18 protein-coding genes are annotated in these 20,909 nt (G+C 48.9%); 2 read left to right on the top strand and 16 right to left on the bottom strand.

Going from position 1 to position 20,909, the window contains the following annotated elements:
• The 10 genes from G7Y39_RS00180 to G7Y39_RS00135 form a co-directional block, all read right to left on the bottom strand.
• Window positions 1-1,743, bottom strand: a complete 1,743-nt coding sequence (locus G7Y39_RS00180; RefSeq protein WP_165153889.1) for a glutamine--tRNA ligase/YqeY domain fusion protein — start codon at window positions 1,741-1,743, stop codon at window positions 1-3.
• A gap of 52 nt (window positions 1,744-1,795) precedes the next feature.
• Window positions 1,796-3,049, bottom strand: coding sequence for an Nramp family divalent metal transporter (locus tag G7Y39_RS00175; RefSeq protein ID WP_165153887.1), 1,254 nt, complete (start codon window positions 3,047-3,049; stop codon window positions 1,796-1,798).
• 127 nt (window positions 3,050-3,176) lie between these two features.
• Entirely contained in the window at window positions 3,177-4,496 is a 1,320-nt protein-coding gene (locus G7Y39_RS00170; protein ID WP_165153885.1) for a PAS domain-containing sensor histidine kinase, read from the bottom strand.
• Entirely contained in the window at window positions 4,486-5,835 is a 1,350-nt protein-coding gene (locus G7Y39_RS00165; protein ID WP_165153883.1) for a sigma-54 dependent transcriptional regulator, read from the bottom strand. The genes G7Y39_RS00170 and G7Y39_RS00165 overlap by 11 nt, the downstream gene beginning before the upstream one ends.
• 19 nt (window positions 5,836-5,854) lie before the next feature.
• Window positions 5,855-6,628, bottom strand: coding sequence for a prephenate dehydrogenase/arogenate dehydrogenase family protein (locus G7Y39_RS00160; protein ID WP_165153882.1), 774 nt, complete (start codon window positions 6,626-6,628; stop codon window positions 5,855-5,857).
• Window positions 6,629-6,636: 8 nt separating this feature from the next.
• Window positions 6,637-7,707: a bifunctional 3-deoxy-7-phosphoheptulonate synthase/chorismate mutase type II gene (locus G7Y39_RS00155; protein WP_165153880.1), complete on the bottom strand. Its 1,071-nt coding sequence runs from the start codon at window positions 7,705-7,707 to the stop codon at window positions 6,637-6,639.
• Window positions 7,708-7,741: 34 nt separating this feature from the next.
• Window positions 7,742-8,920 (bottom strand): pyridoxal phosphate-dependent aminotransferase, encoded by a 1,179-nt coding sequence (locus G7Y39_RS00150; protein WP_165153878.1) that lies wholly within the window; start codon window positions 8,918-8,920, stop codon window positions 7,742-7,744.
• Window positions 8,895-9,740: a prephenate dehydratase gene (locus tag G7Y39_RS00145; protein WP_165153876.1), complete on the bottom strand. Its 846-nt coding sequence runs from the start codon at window positions 9,738-9,740 to the stop codon at window positions 8,895-8,897. Before G7Y39_RS00145 ends, G7Y39_RS00150 begins: the two co-directional genes overlap by 26 nt.
• A gap of 355 nt (window positions 9,741-10,095) precedes the next feature.
• The gene (locus G7Y39_RS00140; protein ID WP_165153874.1) at window positions 10,096-10,932 is read right to left on the bottom strand and encodes an AraC family transcriptional regulator; all 837 of its coding nucleotides are present in this window, start codon (window positions 10,930-10,932) and stop codon (window positions 10,096-10,098) included.
• Window positions 10,933-11,027: 95 nt separating this feature from the next.
• Window positions 11,028-11,609: an HdeD family acid-resistance protein gene (locus G7Y39_RS00135; protein WP_165153872.1), complete on the bottom strand. Its 582-nt coding sequence runs from the start codon at window positions 11,607-11,609 to the stop codon at window positions 11,028-11,030.
• A gap of 159 nt (window positions 11,610-11,768) precedes the next feature.
• Between G7Y39_RS00135 and G7Y39_RS00130 the strand changes: the two genes are divergently transcribed.
• Window positions 11,769-12,173 (top strand): lipocalin-like domain-containing protein, encoded by a 405-nt coding sequence (locus tag G7Y39_RS00130; protein ID WP_165153870.1) that lies wholly within the window; start codon window positions 11,769-11,771, stop codon window positions 12,171-12,173.
• A 19-nt stretch (window positions 12,174-12,192) separates the two neighbouring features.
• On the opposite strand, the gene ybaK is transcribed toward G7Y39_RS00130, so the two are convergent.
• Both ybaK and G7Y39_RS00120 read right to left on the bottom strand, forming a co-directional pair.
• The gene (gene ybaK / locus G7Y39_RS00125) at window positions 12,193-12,675 is read right to left on the bottom strand and encodes a Cys-tRNA(Pro) deacylase (RefSeq protein ID WP_165153868.1); all 483 of its coding nucleotides are present in this window, start codon (window positions 12,673-12,675) and stop codon (window positions 12,193-12,195) included.
• 3 nt (window positions 12,676-12,678) lie between these two features.
• On the bottom strand, window positions 12,679-14,805 hold the full coding sequence (locus tag G7Y39_RS00120) for a Tex family protein (RefSeq protein WP_165153866.1): 2,127 nt from the start codon (window positions 14,803-14,805) through the stop codon (window positions 12,679-12,681).
• A gap of 152 nt (window positions 14,806-14,957) precedes the next feature.
• Between G7Y39_RS00120 and G7Y39_RS00115 the strand changes: the two genes are divergently transcribed.
• Window positions 14,958-16,466: an ATP-binding protein gene (locus G7Y39_RS00115; RefSeq protein WP_165153864.1), complete on the top strand. Its 1,509-nt coding sequence runs from the start codon at window positions 14,958-14,960 to the stop codon at window positions 16,464-16,466.
• A 22-nt stretch (window positions 16,467-16,488) separates the two neighbouring features.
• Here G7Y39_RS00115 and G7Y39_RS00110 read toward each other — a convergent pair whose 3' ends face one another.
• The 4 genes from G7Y39_RS00110 to G7Y39_RS00095 all read right to left on the bottom strand — a co-directional run bounded on the left by G7Y39_RS00110 (window position 16,489) and on the right by G7Y39_RS00095 (window position 20,778).
• Window positions 16,489-17,847 (bottom strand): ATP-binding cassette domain-containing protein, encoded by a 1,359-nt coding sequence (locus G7Y39_RS00110; RefSeq protein ID WP_165153862.1) that lies wholly within the window; start codon window positions 17,845-17,847, stop codon window positions 16,489-16,491.
• Complete coding sequence (locus G7Y39_RS00105) at window positions 17,844-18,752, bottom strand: ABC transporter substrate-binding protein (RefSeq protein WP_165153860.1); 909 nt, start codon at window positions 18,750-18,752, stop codon at window positions 17,844-17,846. The genes G7Y39_RS00110 and G7Y39_RS00105 overlap by 4 nt, the downstream gene beginning before the upstream one ends.
• 274 nt (window positions 18,753-19,026) lie before the next feature.
• Window positions 19,027-19,452, bottom strand: a complete 426-nt coding sequence (locus tag G7Y39_RS00100) for an acetolactate synthase (protein ID WP_165153858.1) — start codon at window positions 19,450-19,452, stop codon at window positions 19,027-19,029.
• A gap of 24 nt (window positions 19,453-19,476) precedes the next feature.
• The gene (locus G7Y39_RS00095) at window positions 19,477-20,778 is read right to left on the bottom strand and encodes a phenylacetate--CoA ligase family protein (protein WP_165153856.1); all 1,302 of its coding nucleotides are present in this window, start codon (window positions 20,776-20,778) and stop codon (window positions 19,477-19,479) included.
• Between the last annotated feature and the right edge of the window lie 131 nt (window positions 20,779-20,909).

Genomic DNA, 20,909 nt, shown 5'->3' with positions numbered 1-20,909 from the left:
TTATTTGTTAATCTTGCTCCATGTATCCTTTAGCCCTACGGTGCGGTTGAATACCAAGTTGTCGGGGGTGGAGTCGCTATCTATGTTGAAATAGCCGATGCGTTGGAATTGAAGGTAAGAAAGTGCGGGCAAGGTAGCCGCGAACTTCTCTACGTAACAGTTTTTCCGGATCTCCAAGGAGTCCGGGTTGATGATTTCCTTCATGGCCTCTAGCGGAGAGCAATGCTTCTCCTCATGGATAGCGGCCAATTCGTCTCTAGGGTTCTCCACCTTCCAAAGGCGGTCGTATAGGCGTACTTCCGCTTTTTGGCAATGGGCGCGGCTTACCCAGTGCAAGGTGCCTTTTACTTTACGGTTAGCATCCGGCATACCGCTGCGGGTGTTCGGATCATATTCGCAATATACCTCGGTAATCTCGCCGTCCTCGTCTTTCTTGCAGCCCGTACATTTTACGATATAAGCGTTTTTCAGACGAACCTCTTGTCCCGGTGTCATCCGGAAATATTTCTTGGGAGCGTTTTCCATGAAATCCTCGCGTTCCATCCACAGCTCGCGGCTGAACTCGATCGTATGGCTGCCGGCTGCCGGATCTTCCGGGTTGTTGATCGCTTCCAGCTCCTCGACCTGTCCTTCCGGATAGTTGGTGATAATCAGTTTCACCGGATTGATCACGGCGGATACACGGGTGGCGCGGGCATTCAGATCCTCGCGTACGGCGCTTTCCAGCAAGGCGAACTCGTTCAGGGCGTCGTAGGTCGTATAACCGATCTTGTCGATGAACTTACGAATAGACTCCGGAGAGTAGCCCCGGCGGCGGAAACCGCGGATGGTCGGCATGCGAGGATCATCCCAGCCGTTTACCAAGTTCTCTTTTACCAATGTAAGCAGGTTACGCTTGCTCATCAGCGTATAGCTCAGGTTCAGTTTGTTGAACTCGGTCTGTCTCGGACGGTTGTCGTTCAAGTCCTCGCCTCCCTTCAGCCAGTCGATAAACAAATCATACAGAGGACGGTGTACGACAAACTCCAAGGTACACAAGGAATGCGTCACACCCTCGAAGAAATCACTCTGCCCGTGGGCGAAATCATACATCGGATACGCTTTCCATGTCGTACCCGTACGATGGTGCGGATGGTTAACCACCCGATAGATGATCGGGTCGCGGAAGTGCATGTTCGGGTTTGCCATGTCAATCTTCGCGCGGAGTACCATGGCTCCTTCCGCTATCTCACCCGTGTTCATCTTCTTGAAGAGAGCTAAGCTTTCCTCGATCGGACGGTTTCGATAGGGGCTCTCGATGCCCGGTTGTGTAGGTGTGCCCTTTTGCCGGGCTATTTGTTCGGATGTCTGCTCGTCAATATATGCTTTACCTTCCTCGATGAGGCGGATCGCGAAATCCCATAATTGTTGGAAGTAGTCGGACGCGTAATAAATAGTTCCCCATTGGTATCCCAGCCATCGGATATCCTCCTTGATCGCCTCCACATATTCCTCATCCTCCTTCACCGGGTTCGTGTCGTCGAAACGGAGGTTGCAGATACCACCATGGCGCTCAGCGATGCCGAAATCCAGGCAAATGGCCTTCGCGTGGCCGATGTGAAGGTATCCGTTGGGCTCGGGCGGGAAACGAGTTTGTACACGTCCTCCGTTCTTGCCTTCCGCTAAATCTTTCTCCACGGCTGCCTCAATGAAATTCAGGTTCTTCTTGCCTTCTTCTCCTTCGTTTGTATTGATATCGCTCATACTTAAAAATTGATAGTTTTTCTTCGAATGGGGCAAAGGTAGCGATTTCTTTTTAAAATAGGCTGGTAAGCAGGGCTATATTTAGGGCGGTTACCATCGTTCCCAGTAGTAAGAGGAGGATCGTTGTAGAGCGGCTGTTCGCATAGACACCCATCACCTTCTTGCTGGAGGTGAGATACACTTGCGTGAAGACCGTGATCGGCAATTGCACGCTCAACAGCATCTGCGACAGAATCAGTCCCCTGAACGGATCGCCGATCAGGAAGATGACGGCCAAGGCGGGGACGAACGACAGCAGGACTCCCAGCTTTGAGTGCGGGTCGGTAGGATGGTACGCCTCGCCATAGAATCCGGCGAAGATGGAAGCCCCGGCGATACCGGATGTGATGGTCGAGGAGATTCCTGCCAGTAATAGGGCGGCGGCGAAAATCACCCCGGCGTTGTTTCCTACGAGGGGTACCAATAGTTGCCCGGCTTGTTCGAGCTCGTCTACGGCGATGTTTTGCTTGAAGAAGGTAGAGGCGGCCAAGATGATCATCGCCGAGTTGATCGCCCAGCCGATCACCATGGACAGAAGCGTGTCGTAGAACTCGTACTTCAGTTGTCTCTTGATAACCGACTCGTTCTCCAAGTTCCATTCCCGGCTCTGTATCACCTCCGAGTGCAGAAACAGGTTGTGAGGCATCACGACGGCTCCCAGTACGCTCATGATGATCAGCATGGAGTTCTCGGGGAAGGTGGGTTTCACCCAGCCTGCCGCGGCTTTCCCCCAGTCTACGTCTACCAACGCCAGCTCGTATAGGAACGAGAGCCCGATAATGGACACGAACGTGATGATCCAGCGTTCGGTTTTGTTGTATGTATTACTGAATAGCATGGCAAGGCATGTGATGGTGACGATCACCGCTCCCGCCTTGATCGGCACACCGAACAACATACGGAGGGCGATAGCTCCGCCGAGTATCTCGGCGAGGGAGGTGGATATGCTGGCGAGCATGGCCGATCCCAGGATCGGGCGGCTTAGCATGTGGGGCATGTATTTGTTGGTCGCCTCCGAGAGGCAGAGGCCTGTCACGATACCGAGGTGGGCCACGTTGTGCTGGATAATGATCAGCATGACGGACGAGAAGGTGACGACCCACAGAAGGGCGTAGCCGAACTCGGAGCCTGCCGCGAGATTCGTCGCCCAGTTTCCGGGGTCGATAAAGCCTACGGTGACGAGTAATCCGGGACCGATATATTTTAGCAAATCCAATGCCCCGGAGCGGGGGCGGTGGTTGATCTTCAGTTTGTCTAGTAAATTCATGTCTGTAGGGATCTTTTTTTAATTAAAAACAGCGTAAAGATACGAATGGTTTCGTTGTTACCTAACGGTGGCCGAAAATACGTTCGACGGTCGCGTATCCGCGGTTATGCGGATACGGTAAGCGAAGCTATGGGAATGTCAGCACAAAGGTAGTCTGCCGCTGGGCGGGGTTGCTTCTCAATGCGATGCTGCCGCCGGACAGGCGCATGATCTGCCGCGAGATGGACAGCCCGATACCGCTTCCGCCTTCTTTCGTGGTAAAGAACGGCACGAATATATGCTCGGCTTCCTCGGGGGGGATGATGGGGCCGTTGTTCGTTACTTCCAGGATCACCGCCTCGTTGGGGTCGCAATACGCCTTGAGCAGGATCAGTCCATCTTCTTGCTCGTGCCCGATCGCTTGCATGGCGTTCTTCAGGAGGTTCAAGACTACTTGCGTGATCAGGTTCTCGTCGGCGTAGACGATCAAATCCTCCGGTTCCACGTCGATGCGAATGGTTATGTTCGGGTAGTTATTGTGGTGGCGGGCCAACTGCGTGAGTCGTTCGGCGAATTTGTTGACGTAGAATAAAGAGGGCTGAGGAGTCGGTATATGCGTAAACTTGCGGTAAGATTCGACGAACGCGATCAGGCTCTTCCCGGTAGAGCTGATTACCTCCAAGCCACCCCGTATCTCCTCGTCGACATTCTGATGGAGGGAAAGCAAGGTGTCGCTCAAGGAGGTGATAGGGGTGACGGAGTTCATGATCTCATGGGTCAAGACGCGTGTCAGCCGCATCCATGACTCGATCTCCATATCGTCCAGCTCACTGTTGATATCATTGATGGCGATGATGCGGACGTGTTTCTCTTGGAGCGTCATCTCGGAGACGCGGATCGAGAGATGCACCGTACCCCGCTCGTTGATAAAGGAGATCTGATGCTTCTCGCCGGGACGAATGTCGCTGATGAGGCGCTCTAGGTTCTCGTCGATACGTCCGAGTTGGCGGGCATGGGTGAAGACCGTCAGTCCCAGCAGTCGCAGGGCCTCGTTGTTGGTCTGAAAAATATAGCCTTTATCATCTTCTACGATAATACCCGTATTCACTTGGTTCATGATCAACTCATAATATTTCTCTTTCTGGATCGCTTCGGCTTTCGCTTGAAAAAGTATCCGGGTGATACGGTTTAAGGACTCGCTAACCATCTTGTCGTTGGATGAACGCCCCCGGGTAGCGTATTTGAAGGCGTAATCGTTGTTGTCGATTGCGTCGAACATGAAGGCTACCTTTTGCGCATTCCGCTTGAACAAAAGACTGATGCCCCGCAAGGCCGCCAACCATCCGATGCCAAAGGGCAGGAGCCCTCCCCATTCTTTCGCCAAGGCCAGATAGGTGAGTGCCGCCGTCAGCCCGATAACGAGGGCGAGGCGGAAGGTGAGGCTGTCATAAATGCTTTTAAAGTTCATACCGCTTAATCTTATTGTAAAGCGTTTGTCGAGAGATTCCCAACTGGTTCGCCACGAGCGATAGATTCCCGCCGAATTTATCCATGGCGGCCTTAATCATGGTATACTCCATCTCCTCGAGCGTAGTGATGTCATGCTTGACGGGCGCTTCCCGTTTACGGGGAAAATCGAAATTGTTGCCATCTAAAGTATCGGTGTCGGCGATGATAATCGCTTTCTCCACGGTATGTTCCAATTCGCGGATATTGCCTAGCCAAGGTTGGGCTATCAGCTTTTCCTTGGCGTCGTCAGTAAGGATCATGGGCTTTTTACCGTAGATATGGGTATATTTCGCGACGAATATCTCGGTAAGCGGTACGATATCCTCCGGCCGCTCCCTCAAGGGCGGGATCTCTACGTGTATCGTATTGATACGATACAGCAAGTCCTCTCGGAATTGCTCTTTCCGCACCATCTCCTGCAAGTCGCGGTTCGTGGCGCAGATCAGGCGGATATTGATGGGAACTGGGGTATTGCTGCCTACCCGTACGACGCTCCGGCGTTGCAAGGCGGTCAATAATTTGGCTTGCAAATGATAAGACAGGTTCCCGATCTCATCGAGGAACAAGCTTCCGTTATTCGCTACCTCGAACTTACCGGGGCGATCTGCCCGGGCGTCGGTGAAGGCTCCTTTTACGTGGCCGAACAGCTCGCTCTCGAACAGCGTCTCCGTGATCGCGCCCATATCTACCGATACCATGGCCTCGTCCTTGCGGGGGGATAGCAGGTGTATCTCCCGGGCCAGCATTTCCTTGCCGGTTCCGTTCTCTCCCGTGATTAATATATTGGCGTCTGTCTTGGCTACTTTCTCTATCAGCATCCGTAGCTGTCGCATGGCGTTGCTGTCTCCCCAAAACATACCGCTTTCCTTGGATACCAACTGATTGTCGCCGGCACCGCTTTTATGATTGGCCGATCGGATTTGGTATGCGGCTTGCAAGGTCTCCAACAATTTAGCATTGTCCCAAGGCTTTACTACGAAGTCGGTGGCTCCTTCCTTGATACCTCGTACCGCCAGGTCGATGTCGGCGTAGGCGGTAAAGAGAACGACTTGTATCGAGGGATAAGCCTTCTTGATCTCGGAGAGCCAGAACAGTCCCTCGTTGCCGCTGTTTATACCGGCGCTGAAATTCATGTCGAGCAATACGACATCCACGTTCTCATCGTGCAGCGTGTTTTTTATCTTGTTCGGGGTAGAAAGGGTGATAACCTTCTCGAAGCAAGTTCCTAACAGCATTTGTACGGCGGTCAGGATACCTTTGTTATCATCCACAACTAGTATAGTGCCTTGTTTTGCCATGCCATGTTCATTTGTTTTCCTATTCGATATTCTTCCGTATCTTCGTCAGATATTCTTTCATCTTCCCGGAATCCTTATCCTTGATGATTTCTTGCAGGATATGCAGTTCCTCCTGTATCCGCTCGATTTGGTGGGGAGTACGGGGATTGAAAAGGATCTCGGTCAATAGATAATCGTCCTCGGACAGCAGGCCGCGGGCGATTTTCATATGGCGTTTGAACGTCGTACCCGGAGCGTCCTGATGCTTCATCGTAGCGGCAAATACCATGGTAGAAGCGAACGGGATACCCAGTGAGTAGGCCACCACTTTATCGTGCTCCTCAAACGTATATTCGCAGATATGCAGGCGGAGGCTGGAATAAATATCCTTGAAGAATATCTTGCCTAGATGATCGCCTTCGGAGATAATAATGGTATTCTCATTCTCCAGTTGTCCCAGATTCGCGAATGTCGGCCCGAACATCGGGTGAGTGGAGACATACGGCAAACCGCATGTCTCATAAAACTCCTTCAAATAAGTCTTCACGGAAGCGATATCGGAAATGATGCAATACGGTTGCAAGTAAGGCATCACGGCCTTGAAGGCCTCTATCGTGTAACTTAACGTCACACAGTTGATGACCAACTCGGGATTGAAATCCTTAACCTCTTCCGGGCTTTGCAGGCGAAGGGCGTTATAGATAAAACGCATACGTTTCGGATCTTTCTCCAATACGGCTACCTCATGGTCAAAACTAAGCAGGTCGGTAAAGAAAGAACCCATCTTTCCTGCGCCTAAAATCAATATTTTCATCTTATAAATTATTGTTCGTTCATGATAATCATTTGCTGGCGCACGGATTCCTCGTGGATCTCCTTTAAGATCTCTTTTACAAAGTCCGGGCTCAAGTCCATTTGCTCGCCCATGCTGGAGCGCTTCTCCAAGATCTCGCTGTAACGGGGAGACTGCAAGATCGGCATATTGTGCTCTTTCTTATAAATGCCGATCTCCTTGGAGATACGCATGCGTTTAGCCAAAAGCTCCAATAATTGCTCGTCGATACTATCGATTTGGCGGCGAAGAGCAGTCAGGTTCTCGGTTGTCTGGTTTACGTCGCGGATCACCAATAAGTTCAATACATAATCCAATACATCCGGGGTGATTTGCTGGGAAGCATCGCTCCACGCGCAATCCGGGTTACAGTGAGACTCTACGATCAAGCCGTCGAAACTCAAGTCCATCGCTTGCTGGCAAAGTGGGGCTACCAGCTCACGCTTACCGCCGATGTGACTGGGATCACAGAAAATAGGCAGATCCGGCATACGGCGGCGAAGCTCGATCGGAATATGCCACAACGGAAGGTTACGGTAAATCTTCTTGTCGTACGAGCTGAAACCTCTATGGATAGCGCCTAAACGGCGGATACCTGCACGATACAAACGCTCGAATGCTCCGATCCATAACTCCAAGTCCGGATTAACCGGGTTCTTGATCAATACAGGTACATCAACCCCTTTCAACGCATCGGCGATCTCCTGGACAGCGAATGGGTTTACGGTCGTACGTGCTCCGATCCAAAGGATATCGATACCGGCTTTCAATGCCTCGAATACATGATCTTTGGTGGCTACCTCGGTAGAAACCAGCATGCCGGTCTCTTTTTTCACTTTCTTCAACCAAGCCAATCCCTCGGCTCCGATGCCCTCGAATCCACCTGGTTTCGTACGAGGCTTCCAAATACCCGCACGGAATATCTTAACGCCTCTGGAGGCTAATCCTTGGGCGGTCTCTAACACTTGCTCTTCTGTCTCGGCGCTACAAGGGCCTGCGATTACGATAGGACGTTGTGTGTCAACTCCCGGTAACGCTAACGGTTCAATCTTCATTTCCATCTTTGTGATCTATAGTTTAATTTTCAATTTTCAGTTATAAATTTTCAATTCGCTTCAAGGCTTCTTCCAAAGTCTCGTTCTTGCAGCAAAGAGATATACGGATATAACGCTCGCCACGGCTACCGAAGATAAATCCCGGTGTAAGGAATACGTTTGCCTCGTATAGCACCTTGTTGGCGATAGCCTCACCGCTCTCAGCGGAGTCGGGGATACGTCCCCAAAGGAACATTCCTACTTGGCTCTCGTCGTACTCGCATCCTAACGTGCGCATGATTTGTCCGGCAAGGTCCCGGCGGCTACGGTAGACGCGATTCATGTTATCGTACCACTCTTTCTTCGCGCTCAGGGCCTCTACCGCCGCGTGTTGCATCGGTTTGAACTGTCCCGAGTCGATATTGCTTTTTACCTTCAGTATCCATTGGACGAATTGGGCGTTGGAAGCCAGCATCGCCATACGCCAACCCGGCATATTATGCGCCTTACTCATGGAGTTCATCTCGATACAGATCTCTTTGGCTCCCGGTATGCTTAAGATACTTAGCGGATGCTCATTCAAGATGAAGCTATACGGGTTATCATTACATATGATAATGCCATGCTTCCGGCCGAAGGCCACCAGCTTCTCGTATAGTTCTACGCTAGCGTTCGCCCCGGTGGGCATATTCGGATAATTGGTCCACATCAGCTTTACGTTGGAGAGATCCATTTTCTCCAGTTCCTCGAAATCCGGTTGCCATCCCCATTCCTCTTTCAGCTCGTAAGGGATCAAGCGAGCCTCTACCAGCTTGCTGACAGAACTATAGGTCGGATATCCCGGGTTCGGGACCAGTACGCCATCCCCCGGATTCAAGAATGCCAGCGAGATATGCAAGATACCTTCCTTGGAGCCGATGAGCGGCTGGATCTCTGTTCTCGGATCCAAGTCTACGTTATACCATGTCTTGTACCAGTCGGCGAATCCTTTACGCAGTTCCGGTATGCCGACGTACGGCTGATAACCGTGCTCGTTCGCTTTGCGGGCATGTTCACACAACGTCTCGATGGTTTGTTCCGAAGGAGGAAGGTCGGGGCTGCCCACGCCAAGGTTGATGACGTTCTTGCCTGCGGCGTTCATCTCGGCTACTTCCTTCAATTTCTTGGAGAAGTAGTATTCCTGTACACTACCTACACGGTTAGCGGGTGTAATATTACACACTTTGTCTTCCTTCTGCATATTCGCCTAATATTTTTAAGTCTTTTGTTAACGGTCTGATAGCGTCCAACGCTTGTTTGTAACGGGTGAAATCCGTGAAAGTAAGATCGATGTAGAACAAGTATTCCCATTCACGCCCGATAATAGGCAAGGACTGTATTTTAGAGAGATTCATGTCGTAAAAAGAGAGGACGGAGAGAACTTTGGAAAGGCTGCCGGAAGTGTGAGGAAGAGCGAATACGAGAGAGGATTTGTTTTTATCGGTCCCTCGAAGTATCTCATCCGCCGTCCAGCGGTCCGCTATAGCGAGGAAGCGGGTGAAATTCCGTTTGTTTGTCTCGATCCCCTCAGCGAGGACTTCCATCTTGTAGATCTGGGCGGCTAGTTTTCCGCATATCGCCGCGTGTCCTTTCAGCTGGTTCTCCGAGATCCACCGGGCGCTCATGGCGGTATCCTCTTTCTCTACCACCTTGGCGTTGGGCAAGGTATCCAAGTAATCGGTACATTGCATCAACGCGATCGGGTGGGAGTTGATCTCCGTTATATCATGTATAGAGGTTCCCGGAAGAGCTACCAAGGAATGGGAGATGCGTAGCTTATACTCGCCTGTGACGCTCAGTCCGCTCTCACGGATCAGCTCATGGTTTTGAAGGAGGCTTCCCGCTATCGTATTCTCGATGGCCATCATGCCTAGTACGGACGGGTCTTTCCTGATCGTCGTGATAACATCCCGAAACGTACTGCAAGGGATGATCTCTATTTCTTCACCTTCATGATAATTACGGGCGGCGATGTCGTGATACGAACCGGCTATTCCTTGTATCGCTACTTTCTTTTTCATCTTGTTTCTCTATTTTTACTCTAAACTGTCACAAACAAAAAAAGTCCCACCGAAATCGGCAGGACTTTATATTTTATTGATATCTATATTCAATCATCAACGCTCTACATACAAACTCCTGCCCTTACTCCGCAAAAGTAAAAGTAATAAAAGTAATATGTAAAGCTAAATCGATTCATCGTCTCTTTGTCTTTAAATATGCGGCAAAGGTAACGCTTTTTTGGGAACTACAAGCAAAAAGTGATATTTTTTCTGTTACATTCATGTATGTTTCATTTGAAATACTTTTGCTTTGGAGGTGGCACGGGTCATTGGATTCTAAATGAAAGAGCCGTTCGTTACATTTAATTTTATCTTAACTGTTTCTGAACTTCTGTGGAGATACGCCTACGTACCGTTTAAAGTATTTGCCGAAAAAGGACACATTCGGGAAGTTCAGGGAGTAAGATATCTCTTGGATAGTCAGGTCCGTAGCCATTAATTGTGATTTTGCGTCCATGATTATCATATCGGCTATGATATCGGATACGGAGCGTCCGGTCTTTTGCTTGATGATCATGCAGAGGTGCTGGGGAGAAATACTTAGTTGGCTGGCATAAAAAGCCGTTTGTCGCTTTGAGGTATAATTTTTTATCACCAGTTGGATGAATTTCTTGTGGATCTCGTCGCTACGGGTCGTTATCTTGTTAGGCCATGATTTCCCTTGATACAAGTCGCTGATCCCATGGATCATGGTAAGCAGGATATGTTTCACCATCTCCCTGTTTATGGATTTCTCCTTCGCTTGTACCCGCTCTAGCAAATGGAAATAATCGTTAATGAAGTTGGCCCGGTCCTCGCTCAGTGATATGATCGGATTCTCGTAGATAGCGGGTAAGACGCTCATCGTAGACTTTATCATGTTCACGCAGTCTATGAACACGGATGAGAATCCGATAAAGGAAAGGTGGAAACTCTCCTCCTGCTCGCAGAACTGAATAATGCTTCCCGGCATCAAGGAGATGAAATCATTCGGTTTCAACGTGTACTCTGTCAAGTTGATGGATACCCTTAAATTACCTTCGACGCATAAAACGAAAATACCTGCCTTTAACCGGCAAGTCTGCTTGTAAAAATTTAAAATTGCCTCGGTAATGTCATTTCCCACGACATAATCCCGGGGCAAATCTAATTGCGGTAAGTTTGCGTTCATCCGTTATTTTATTAATGACTGAACACAAAAGTAGTAAAAATGCCTTTGATTCGCTTGGCGATTTAAAAATAGACCAATTAATCCTTGAATCAGACTTACTCCGCTTGTGCCTCTTTATTCCGTTTATGCAAGCTTTTCAGTTCGAAGGATATCATGACACGGAATATACCTATTACCAATAAGGCATAAGCGATCATGTAAACCAACGTGAAGGCTCCTAAAGCAGGTTGCCAGATAATGCCGATGGAGCAAAGGATTGCCAAGACACCGAATACCATGTACCATCCCCAGTTCCGTGTACCGTATCGTTTCAGGTCCATCGAATAACCGGTAGCCGAGAAGCCTCTGAACATAAGCCAGAATGCCAAGATAAACGGAAGCACCTCCATGCTAAGTCCCGGGCTTGCCATCAAGAATATACCTAAGATCAAGTCGATAATACCTCCGGCCAAATACCATCCCCAGCTGTTGATACACTTTTTGTTCGCCAAGGCGAAAGCGATCTCGAACAAGCCGCTTACGAACATGGAGACGCTGAATAAGATACTAAGCGCTACGTAGCTCGCCAATGGCGCGAACATCAAATAAATAGCGACAATGACGTAAAGCAGCCCGACCCATAGTGACAGCCACCAGTTCTTGACCGCGTAATCCATTTTATCAATCAATGTTTTCATATTGGGTAATATTTGTATTGTAATTACCCAATTAACAAAGGGAAGGAAGGAAAAGTTCCGGGTATTTGCGGCTGGGATATCCTTAAAAACTTTGTCCTTTGGAAATTAATTCTTTTCTTTGACGTCTCAAATCGATATAGGTATATAAGTACGAGGATTATGATGAAAAATTTGATAGCGATAACTTGTTTTGTCGTAGCGTTGGTGTCTTGTAACAAGGTGGAACATAAGCTGGAAGGGAAATGGCAACTGAAAACCGTAGAGGCGAATGGGGTAGTCCGGACGGTGGACACGGTTTGGTATAACTTCCAGACCTCTTTGTTCGAGTACCAATTGTATGACACGGCAAAGGAGGTCTATCGTACGAATTTCGGTTATAAGACGTTGGAGGGAGATACGAAACTGGATCTGGAGTTGATCAACTACGGAGGTACGCCTTTGGAACAATTCATGCGTTATACGGATTGGACCTCACCTAAACAAACGTTCGCGATTGAGCAGTCATCTGTAACGAAACTGGTAATGAGCTGCGAAGGAAGAACGTATACGTTTAAGAAATTCTAAGACAACATGTACGGTTAGATCATGCGATCAAATCCGCTTCTATAGCTTTCGCCGCCTTGATTAAATCGGCGGGGGCTATCTGTATCTGTAAGCCTCGTTGTCCGGCACTTACATAGATCTTGTCGAAGCCGGATGCCGTAGGGTGAATATACGTAGGGAAATGCTTTTTCATGCCGATAGGTGAGCACCCTCCCCGGATATAACCGGTGAGCGGTAACAATTCTTTCACGGGGATCATCTCACATTTCTTGTTCCCAGATACCTTGGCCGCCTTTTTCAAGTCCACCTCGTCCGCTCCGGGGATCACGCATACGAAATAACCGCTTTTATCACCATGCAAGATCAAGGTCTTGAATACTTGGTCGATATCTTCCCCTAGCTGCTCCGCTACATGTGTAGCGCTCAGATCATTCTCGTCCACTTCATAAGGCACGAGCTGGTAGGCGATCTTCGCCTTGTCCAGCAAGCGTGCCGCGTTTGTCTTATTAATCTTCTCTTTCATCGTTTAGATCCCTTTCATGGATAATTGAATACGTTTTCTGGATAGGTCCACGCTTAGGACCTTCACCTTGACATGCTGATGGATGGAGACCACCTGGGTAGGATCGCTTACGAAACGATCCGCCAGTTCGGAGATGTGGACAAGCCCGTTTTCCTTGATCCCTACATCGACGAAACAACCAAAGTTGGTGATATTGTTCACGATACCGGGCAATACTTGTCCTTCTTTCAAATCCTTGATCGTTTTCACCGTGGGATCGAACGCGAATACTTGGATTGTTTGGCGGGGATCGCGGCCCGGTTTATCCAGTTCTTCCATGATATCAAGCAGGGTAGGCATCCCGACTTTATCCGTTAGGTAATCTGTTAGTTTTAGTCTCTTTTTAAGTGCTTTGTCAGTGATCAGATCGGCTACGGAGCATTTTAGATCTTTGGCCATCCGTTCTACGATCGGGTAGCTCTCGGGGTGTACGGCCGAGTTGTCCAACGGGTTCTTTCCGTCAGGTATCCGTAGGAACCCGGCGCTTTGCTCGAAAGCCTTCTCTCCCATACGGGGGACTTTCATCAGTTCTTTCCGGGAAGTGAACGGCCCGTGCTCCGCCCGGTAATTCACGATGTTTTGCGCTAACGCGGGGCCTAATCCCGAGATGTAAGTCAGCAAATGCTTGCTCGCCGTATTCACGTTTACACCCACCAAATTCACGCAACTCTCCACGGTTTGATCCAAACTCTTTTTCAAGGCGTTTTGCTCTACGTCGTGCTGGTACTGGCCAACACCGATACTTTTCGGATCGATCTTGACCAACTCTGCCAAAGGATCCATCAGCCGGCGACCGATGCTGACGGCTCCGCGTACCGTGACGTCGTATTCAGGAAACTCTTCACGGGCGATCTTGGACGCAGAGTAGATAGAGGCTCCGTTCTCACTGACCACGAACACCTGTATCTCGCGGTTGTATCGGATATCCGTGATGAACTGTTCGGTCTCACGGCTGGCCGTGCCATTGCCAATGGCTATGGCGTCTATGGCGTATGTGGCTACTAATTGGGCGACCTTGGCGGCAGCTTTGCCTTTCTCGTTCTGAGGGGGATGCGGGTAAATCGCCTCGTTATGCAATAAATTCCCCTGTGCGTCCAGACAGACCAACTTACATCCGGTACGGTATCCGGGGTCCACGCCTAATACCCGTTTTTGTCCCAAAGGGGGAGCGAGCAGCAATTGCCGGAGGTTCTCGGCAAATACCCGGATCGCCTCCTCATCGGCTTTCGCCTTGCTCTGGTTGGAGAACTCCGTCTCGATAGAGGGTTTCAGCAGACGTTTGAAAGAATCATCGATGGCTGTAGCCACTTGCTCGGAGACCTCTCCACGACCTTTTACGAAACGCCGGTTCAAACGATCCAGACAAGATTCTGCGTCGGGAGAGATACTTACGCGCAGGATTCCTTCCGCCTCTCCCCGTCGGAGAGCCAATAAGCGATGGGAACTGACCCGGTTCAAAGGTTCGCTGAAATCAAAGTAATCCAGGTATTTAGCGCCTTCCTCTTCTTTCCCCTTGATCACCTTGGAGGTGATCATAGCGGTGTGAGCGAAAGAGTTACGTACGGTGTTACGTGCCGATTCGTTCTCGTTGATCCATTCGGCGATAATATCCCGTGCCCCTTGCAGGGCTTCTTCGGCGCTTTTCACTTCCCCCTTGATAAAGCCCTTGATGCGTGCGGATAGGTCATTCTCGTTTTGCATCATCACGATCTTAGCCAAGGGCTCCAGTCCTTTCCGGCGTGCGATCTCCGCTTTGGTGACCCGTTTCGGTTTGTACGGGAGATATAAGTCCTCGATCTCGGTGCTATCCCAAGATTCCTCGATACGTTTCCGGAGCTCGGGAGTAAGTTTCCCTTGCTCTTCTATCGTGGTAAGGATCGTTTCCTTTCGTTTGCGCAGTTCCGTCAGTTTATCCAGTTGATCTTTGATGGCACCGATTCGCACCTCGTCTAATCCTCCGGTCACCTCTTTCCGGTAACGACTTATAAAAGGTATGGTAGCGCCTTCGTTCAAGAGCCCGATTGTCCGTTCCACTTGTCCTTCCGGAATTTGTAGAAGACGGGCTATAAGCGAGTGAAATACATTTGTCATATCTAGTGATCTTAGAATCGGAGTGCAAATATACGATTTTGCTTGTATTTTCGGCCGGGGTGTTCACTTCTTGGGCTTATTATTTGTATCTTTCATTAATTTTCAAGAATTTTACGGTCGAAATATTCAGTCCTTTGATCAAAATAATCACCATGGAAGTTAATATCACGAGAAACAAAACTTTGGAACAGGATTATAGAGATTTAGTAAGATCGTTATCTAACATCGTGGACTCGTTGCCCATCTACTTTTTCGTGAAGGATACGGGTGATGACTTCAGGTATGTGTACTCCAGTCCTTTGATGGACCAACTTTACGGACAATATCATAAAGATGTGGTCGGAAAAACAGATTTTGACCTATTCCCAGATCCGGTTGTTGCCCAATCTTTCAGAAATAAGGACGAGGAGGTAGTGAAAACGGGAAGGAAGCAGCGTTTCGAGGAACAAATGATCGATTCGAAAGGTGTCTTGCGTACTATGGATACGATGAAACTGCTAGCGCCACGTGAGGGCAAGCCTCCTTATTTAGTGGGAATTTCATGGGATATTACAAAGCAAAGGCAGGTAGAGGAGGAGTTGCATAGCTATAATAAACGCTTGGCGCTCGCATGTCAAGCCGGTAAGATTTACCCGTGGCTTTGGGATCTGGTAAACGGTACGGAGGAGCTTTCCTTGGAAGAAAACGGCCAGATCAAGCATGTGCAGATCGCCCACGCTAGTTTTGTGGAGAAGATCCATCCGGATTATCGGAAGGTATACGAGGATATTACAACCGCTTTCATGCGGGGCGAGGTCGATTCCGTGCGATTTAGTTTCCCTTGTCGCTATTTCTCGGATGAGTATGTCTGGCTCGAGAAGGTCGGTGAGGTCTATGAGACCGATCCGGAAGGCAAGCCGATTCGCTCGATCGGGATCCTTCGGGATATGACTGTCGATAAACAGCATGAGGCGGATGTGCAAGCCAAGCGTTTAGCGGAAGAGAGCGACCGGATGAAGTCTGCTTTTATCGCCAACATGAGCCATGAGATACGTACTCCTTTAAATGCCATCGTTGGCTTTTCCTCCTTATTGGCTGAGAGTGAAGATGAGGAGGAGAAAAAAGAATATCTGAGGGTCATAAAGAGCAGTAATGAGTTTTTGTTGCAGTTGATCGGTGATATCCTGGATATTTCGAAGATCGAGTCCGGAAAGATGGAGTTTATTTATACGACTCTGCGTTTGAATGAGATATTTGCTCCCCAGCAGCAAGCTTTTTCCTCGAGAGTGACCCCGGATGTAAAGGTAATCTTTGAGTCGGACGGTAATGATTATTGTATTGTGTCGGAAAAGACTCGTTTGACTCAGGTTTTGACCAATTTCCTTTCCAACGCTGTGAAGTTCACCAGCTCGGGTTCTATACGGTTTGGCTATCGTTTGACCGATGATGGAATCTATGTCTACGTAACGGATACGGGGATAGGGATCAAGAAGGAGTCTCAAGCGAGCATATTCAATCGTTTCGTGAAATTGAACAATTTTAAGCAAGGAACAGGATTAGGGCTTTCTATCTGCAAGACGATCATTGAGAGGTTGAAAGGTGAAATCGGGGTTGAGTCGGAGGAAGGAAAGGGCTCTACATTCTGGTTTACGGTACCTTGCCAGCCGATGAAAGTGAAATAGGGCATTCAAGTCGGGTAGGAACTTATAGGTAAATCACCTCATCCGCCAACAACCGGATCTCATCCGGGTTATGCGACGTGAAAAGAATGATCCGCTCTTCTTTCAGTCGCTTTTCTCGTATGCGTCCTATGATACGATGGCTTAAGGCTTCATCCAAGCCCTTGAATGGCTCGTCCATCAAAAGGAGCGGGGAAGGGTATGCCAGTGCCCTCGCGATGGCGATACGTTGTTGCTGTCCGTAACTAAGCTCTTTCGGGAGTCGGTTCCCGAAGGATCCCATTTCCATTGTTTGTAAATATCTTTGAGCGATTCGCCGGGCTTTCTCCTCCGCGAGAAAAGAGGAGAGGGGGAGCATGATATTTTCTTCCGCGGTCAGGTGGGGCAGGAGCTGTGGCTGTTGGAATACGGTGGCGATTCCAAAGTGCCTTGTGGGATATATCTCACCTTCCGTAGGCAATAAGATACCTCCGATCAAGTTTAATAACGTTGTTTTCCCTTTGCCTGAGGGTGCGCTAATTCCATAGATAATTCCTTTTTGGAAGGAGTGGGAGAAGCGCTTTACACCGTATTGGTAACTTATAGCTCTTGCGTCTAAAAACGATAACGTACGATCCGGAGTGATCTTGTCTTCACCGGTGAAGGATATTTTAGGGGTGATACCGGCAACCTTGCTAATCCCTTTGTCAAAAAAGAAACTGATGAATACCGCCACGATGGTCCAGGCGAGCAGCTCGGGGACGGCGATAAAGTTTTGTGCCCTTTTCATCTCGCTCCCGATTCCGAATGCGCATTGCGACAGGACTTCTCCCATAATGATCGCACGCCAGCCGAATCCGGCGGCAGAGGCAAGCCCGCTATGTAAGAATGGCTTCAGCTGCGGATAGATGATCTGGAATAAGACATTGGAACGTTTGATATGGAACTGACGTGCCATAATGGATAAACCCGGACGCAGGTCGAGGATTCCCCGTGTCAGATTCTCTGTCAGTAACGGAAACATGGTGAGAAAGGCGATCATCAAGGGGATACTTTCCGGATTTAGAAATATAAGCGCTAAAAGTATGAAGGATATGACCGGGACCGAACGCATGAGGGCAAGCAGCGGCCTAAATAATTCATACACCCACTCAAAGCGGGCGAATAACCCGGCCATTCCTATCGCACAGACGAGTGAGACCGACATACCCAAGATTCCCCTAAACAGGGTCGCTCCGACTGACCGGTAAAAACTACCGGAGACGAGCCATTCGCAAAGTGTCCGTACGAGTCGTGGAAGCGAAGGTATCAGCTCCGGTTGATTGGCTGTCACGGCGAATAATTGCCATCCCGCCAACAGGATAACGGTAGCGACTATCGTAGTGATCGTTTTTCGAAATCTCATGGTTCTTGGGGTATAAATCCGGCATCGGGAAGCTTCCCGCCGATGGCCTTGGGCTCATACTGCTCGATAAGACGAAGGAAATCCATGACAGCGCTTTTCGCCTCGATAGCCGATAAATAATGGATTTTACACCGCTCGATACTCTCAGGGGTTAAGGCCCCTTGGGCGAAGATCCCATGCTCTTCCAAGGAATGGATGGTCTCTTTCGGATATCGTACGGCTTTTTCGCAAGAGGCTCGTAAGGCATCCTCAAAAGCCGTACGATATTTCTCCATCGTTGGGGCGTATACGACTGCTGTTTGGGCGAATCCGAGGGTATCGTTGTCTGTAAAATGATTCAAGTCCGCGGTTATTCGTAGGCTGCTGTCTCGTCGTAAAGCGATGCTTAGGAACGGTTCCCCGAGTACGGCACGATTTACTTTTCCGGCAAAGATGCCTTGGGTGATTTCCCCGGCGGTATTGAAGGCGTAATTCAATGGATAATCCAATTGCTGGCGACTGAGGTAGTACCGGGTAAGGATATCAGGAGTCGTACCGTTGCCGAATACATACAATGCCGGTTCTTTCAAGGGCGTTTTCTCAACGAGGTAAAGGGTTCCCCAGATCGAGCACCCCGCTAGTTTAATCTGGATCCCTTTATTGTATAAGTTCGCCGCGTTGATCAAGGGGAGTACGGCCATATCGGTCTCCTGCTTGATCAGTGAGGCCTGCGCCAGATCGGGCGAGTCTGCCACTTCTACTAGTACTTTCTGGTTGTCTATAACCGGGGGATTCTCAAGCCAGTCGGCGAATGCGATAACGGACGGACCCCGAAGTACCGAGACCTTGATTACGGCATCTTCCGTTCGTGCATGCCGACAACCGGCGCAACACAATATGAATAGTAGAAAAATGTATTTAATCATATCCAGACCTCTATAAAACAATTAAGGATTGCCTCCCGGCAACCCCTAACCAACTTTGTTAACCTTAAATCTAATACTATTATGAAAAAACCACAGTGCAAATATACGGCTTTCTGTATGTCTGTCAATAGAATAAGCGTTAATTAGTGTTTTGAGACTTATAAGAAAAGCTAAACACCTTTCTTTTGAGTCGCTAGGCCAACCAGCACAATCGTTATCGCCGATACGTACATCATAATGTAGCGCTCGGATTCCGAACATATACCCGTGCCTATTAAAGTTTTATTAGATCACTTTCACAGATATACCCGAGATTCTGGCGGCGGATTACTTCACGGGCGCTTTCCCGGTTATTCGTACGCAAGATCAAGATCGCTTTTTCATGGATGGAGAAACAATACATATATTCTATGCTGATACCCGCTTTCGTGAAATAAGACAATGTGTTGGCAAAACTCCCGGCGCATGAGCTGGTTACGATCGCCAATACGTCGGTCAGGTTTGCGCTGACATTGTTTTCTTTTAATACGCTGTAAGCCTTCTGGGGATCGCTTACGATGATACGAAGGATCCCATACTCGGAGGTGTCGGCCACGGTAGCCGCGATGATGTGGATGCGCTCTTCCGCCAATAAGGCTAATATCTCGCTTAATTTCCCGTACTTGTTTTCAAGGAAAATAGAAATTTGATGGATTGTCATAAGGTTGTTGTTTTAATTGTTTCTTTAACAGAGTTTGCGATGATCTCTCACTCGTACCGCCTTGCCATCCGTGGCAGGCAAAGATCCCTTGGCTACCAGCTTGATATGCGGCGTAAGTAATAATTCGTCCTTCAACTGGCGGGTGATACCTTTCGTCAAACGCTGCAAGGCTGAATAGTCGTCGGTGAATAGATCGCTCAACTCGACCTCGATCAACATCTCGTCGTTATTGCCGATCGTTTCGAGGGTGATCAGGTAATTGCTGCCTAATTCCTTGAATTGCATCAAGATCTTTTCGATCTGGACGGGGAATAGGTTCACGCCCTTCAGGATTATCATATCGTCGCTACGTCCTTTGAAACGGGCAAGGCGTTTATGGGTACGTCCGCAAGGGCAATCACCCGGTAAGATGCAAGTAAGGTCACGGGTACGATAGCGGAGTAAGGGCATCGCCTCCCGGTTGATGGTGGTTAATACCAATTCTCCGACCTCTCCATCGGGCACCGGTCGCAAGGTAATCGGGTCAACGATCTCTACGATCACGTAGTCTTCCCAGATATGCAGGCCGTTTTGCTCCGTACATTCGAACGCCACACCCGGTCCGTTCATCTCCGACATACCGAAACAGTTGTAAGCCTTGACGCCCAGAAGCTGTTCGATGCGTTTACGTTGTTCTTCCGAGTGAGGTTCGGCACCGATGCATACGGTGTGTAGTTTGGTATCCCTTCTTGGGTCTACTCCCTCCTCATACATAACCTCGGCCAAACGGGTGGCGTAGCTCGGTATGATATGTAAGCAGGTCGTGCCGAAGTCGGTGATGAACTTAATCTGTCGTTTGGTATTACCGGCTGCCGCTGGCACTGTCAGCGCACCCAGTTTTTCTGCTCCATACTGGAAACCGAGGCCACCGGTAAACATACCGTAACCGGATGTATTCTGGAATACGTCCGTATCCCTTAGCCCCACCATATACATGCAACGGGCTACTTGGTTGGCCCACCGGTCCAGGTCTTTGGCGGAATGTAAGACGACGGTAGGATTACCTGTCGTTCCGCTGGATGAGTGGATACGTACGCATTTTTGCAATGGGATGGCTGCCAATCCGAACGGATAGTTATTTCTAAGATCGTCTTTCGTTGTAAACGGAAGCTTTCGCAGGTCTTCCAAAGACTGAAAGCTGTCCGGGGTGATTCTTTTCTCTTTGAATATTCTATTGTAAAAAGGGGAGTTGCCCGCTAATTCTATGGTTTGTCTCAGTCGTTCAAGTTGAAGTTTTACCAGATCTTTACGATCCATGGTCTCTATTTCCTTTTGCCAATACATCATTGTTTTTTCAATTAGAGTGTGTTTAATCCATGAAATTAGATTGCAAATGTATCTTTTATTTTGGATAATGCCATACACTTGTGTCAAAATATTAGTTAGGGTCTTTTGAAAGTGAGAATTATTAGCCCGTG

This window comes from Parabacteroides sp. ZJ-118, from assembly GCF_011038785.1.
Taxonomy (GTDB): domain Bacteria; phylum Bacteroidota; class Bacteroidia; order Bacteroidales; family Tannerellaceae; genus Parabacteroides.
The sequence above is the reverse complement of the archived record's forward strand: the minus strand, read 5'-3'. Positions and strand labels throughout refer to the sequence as shown.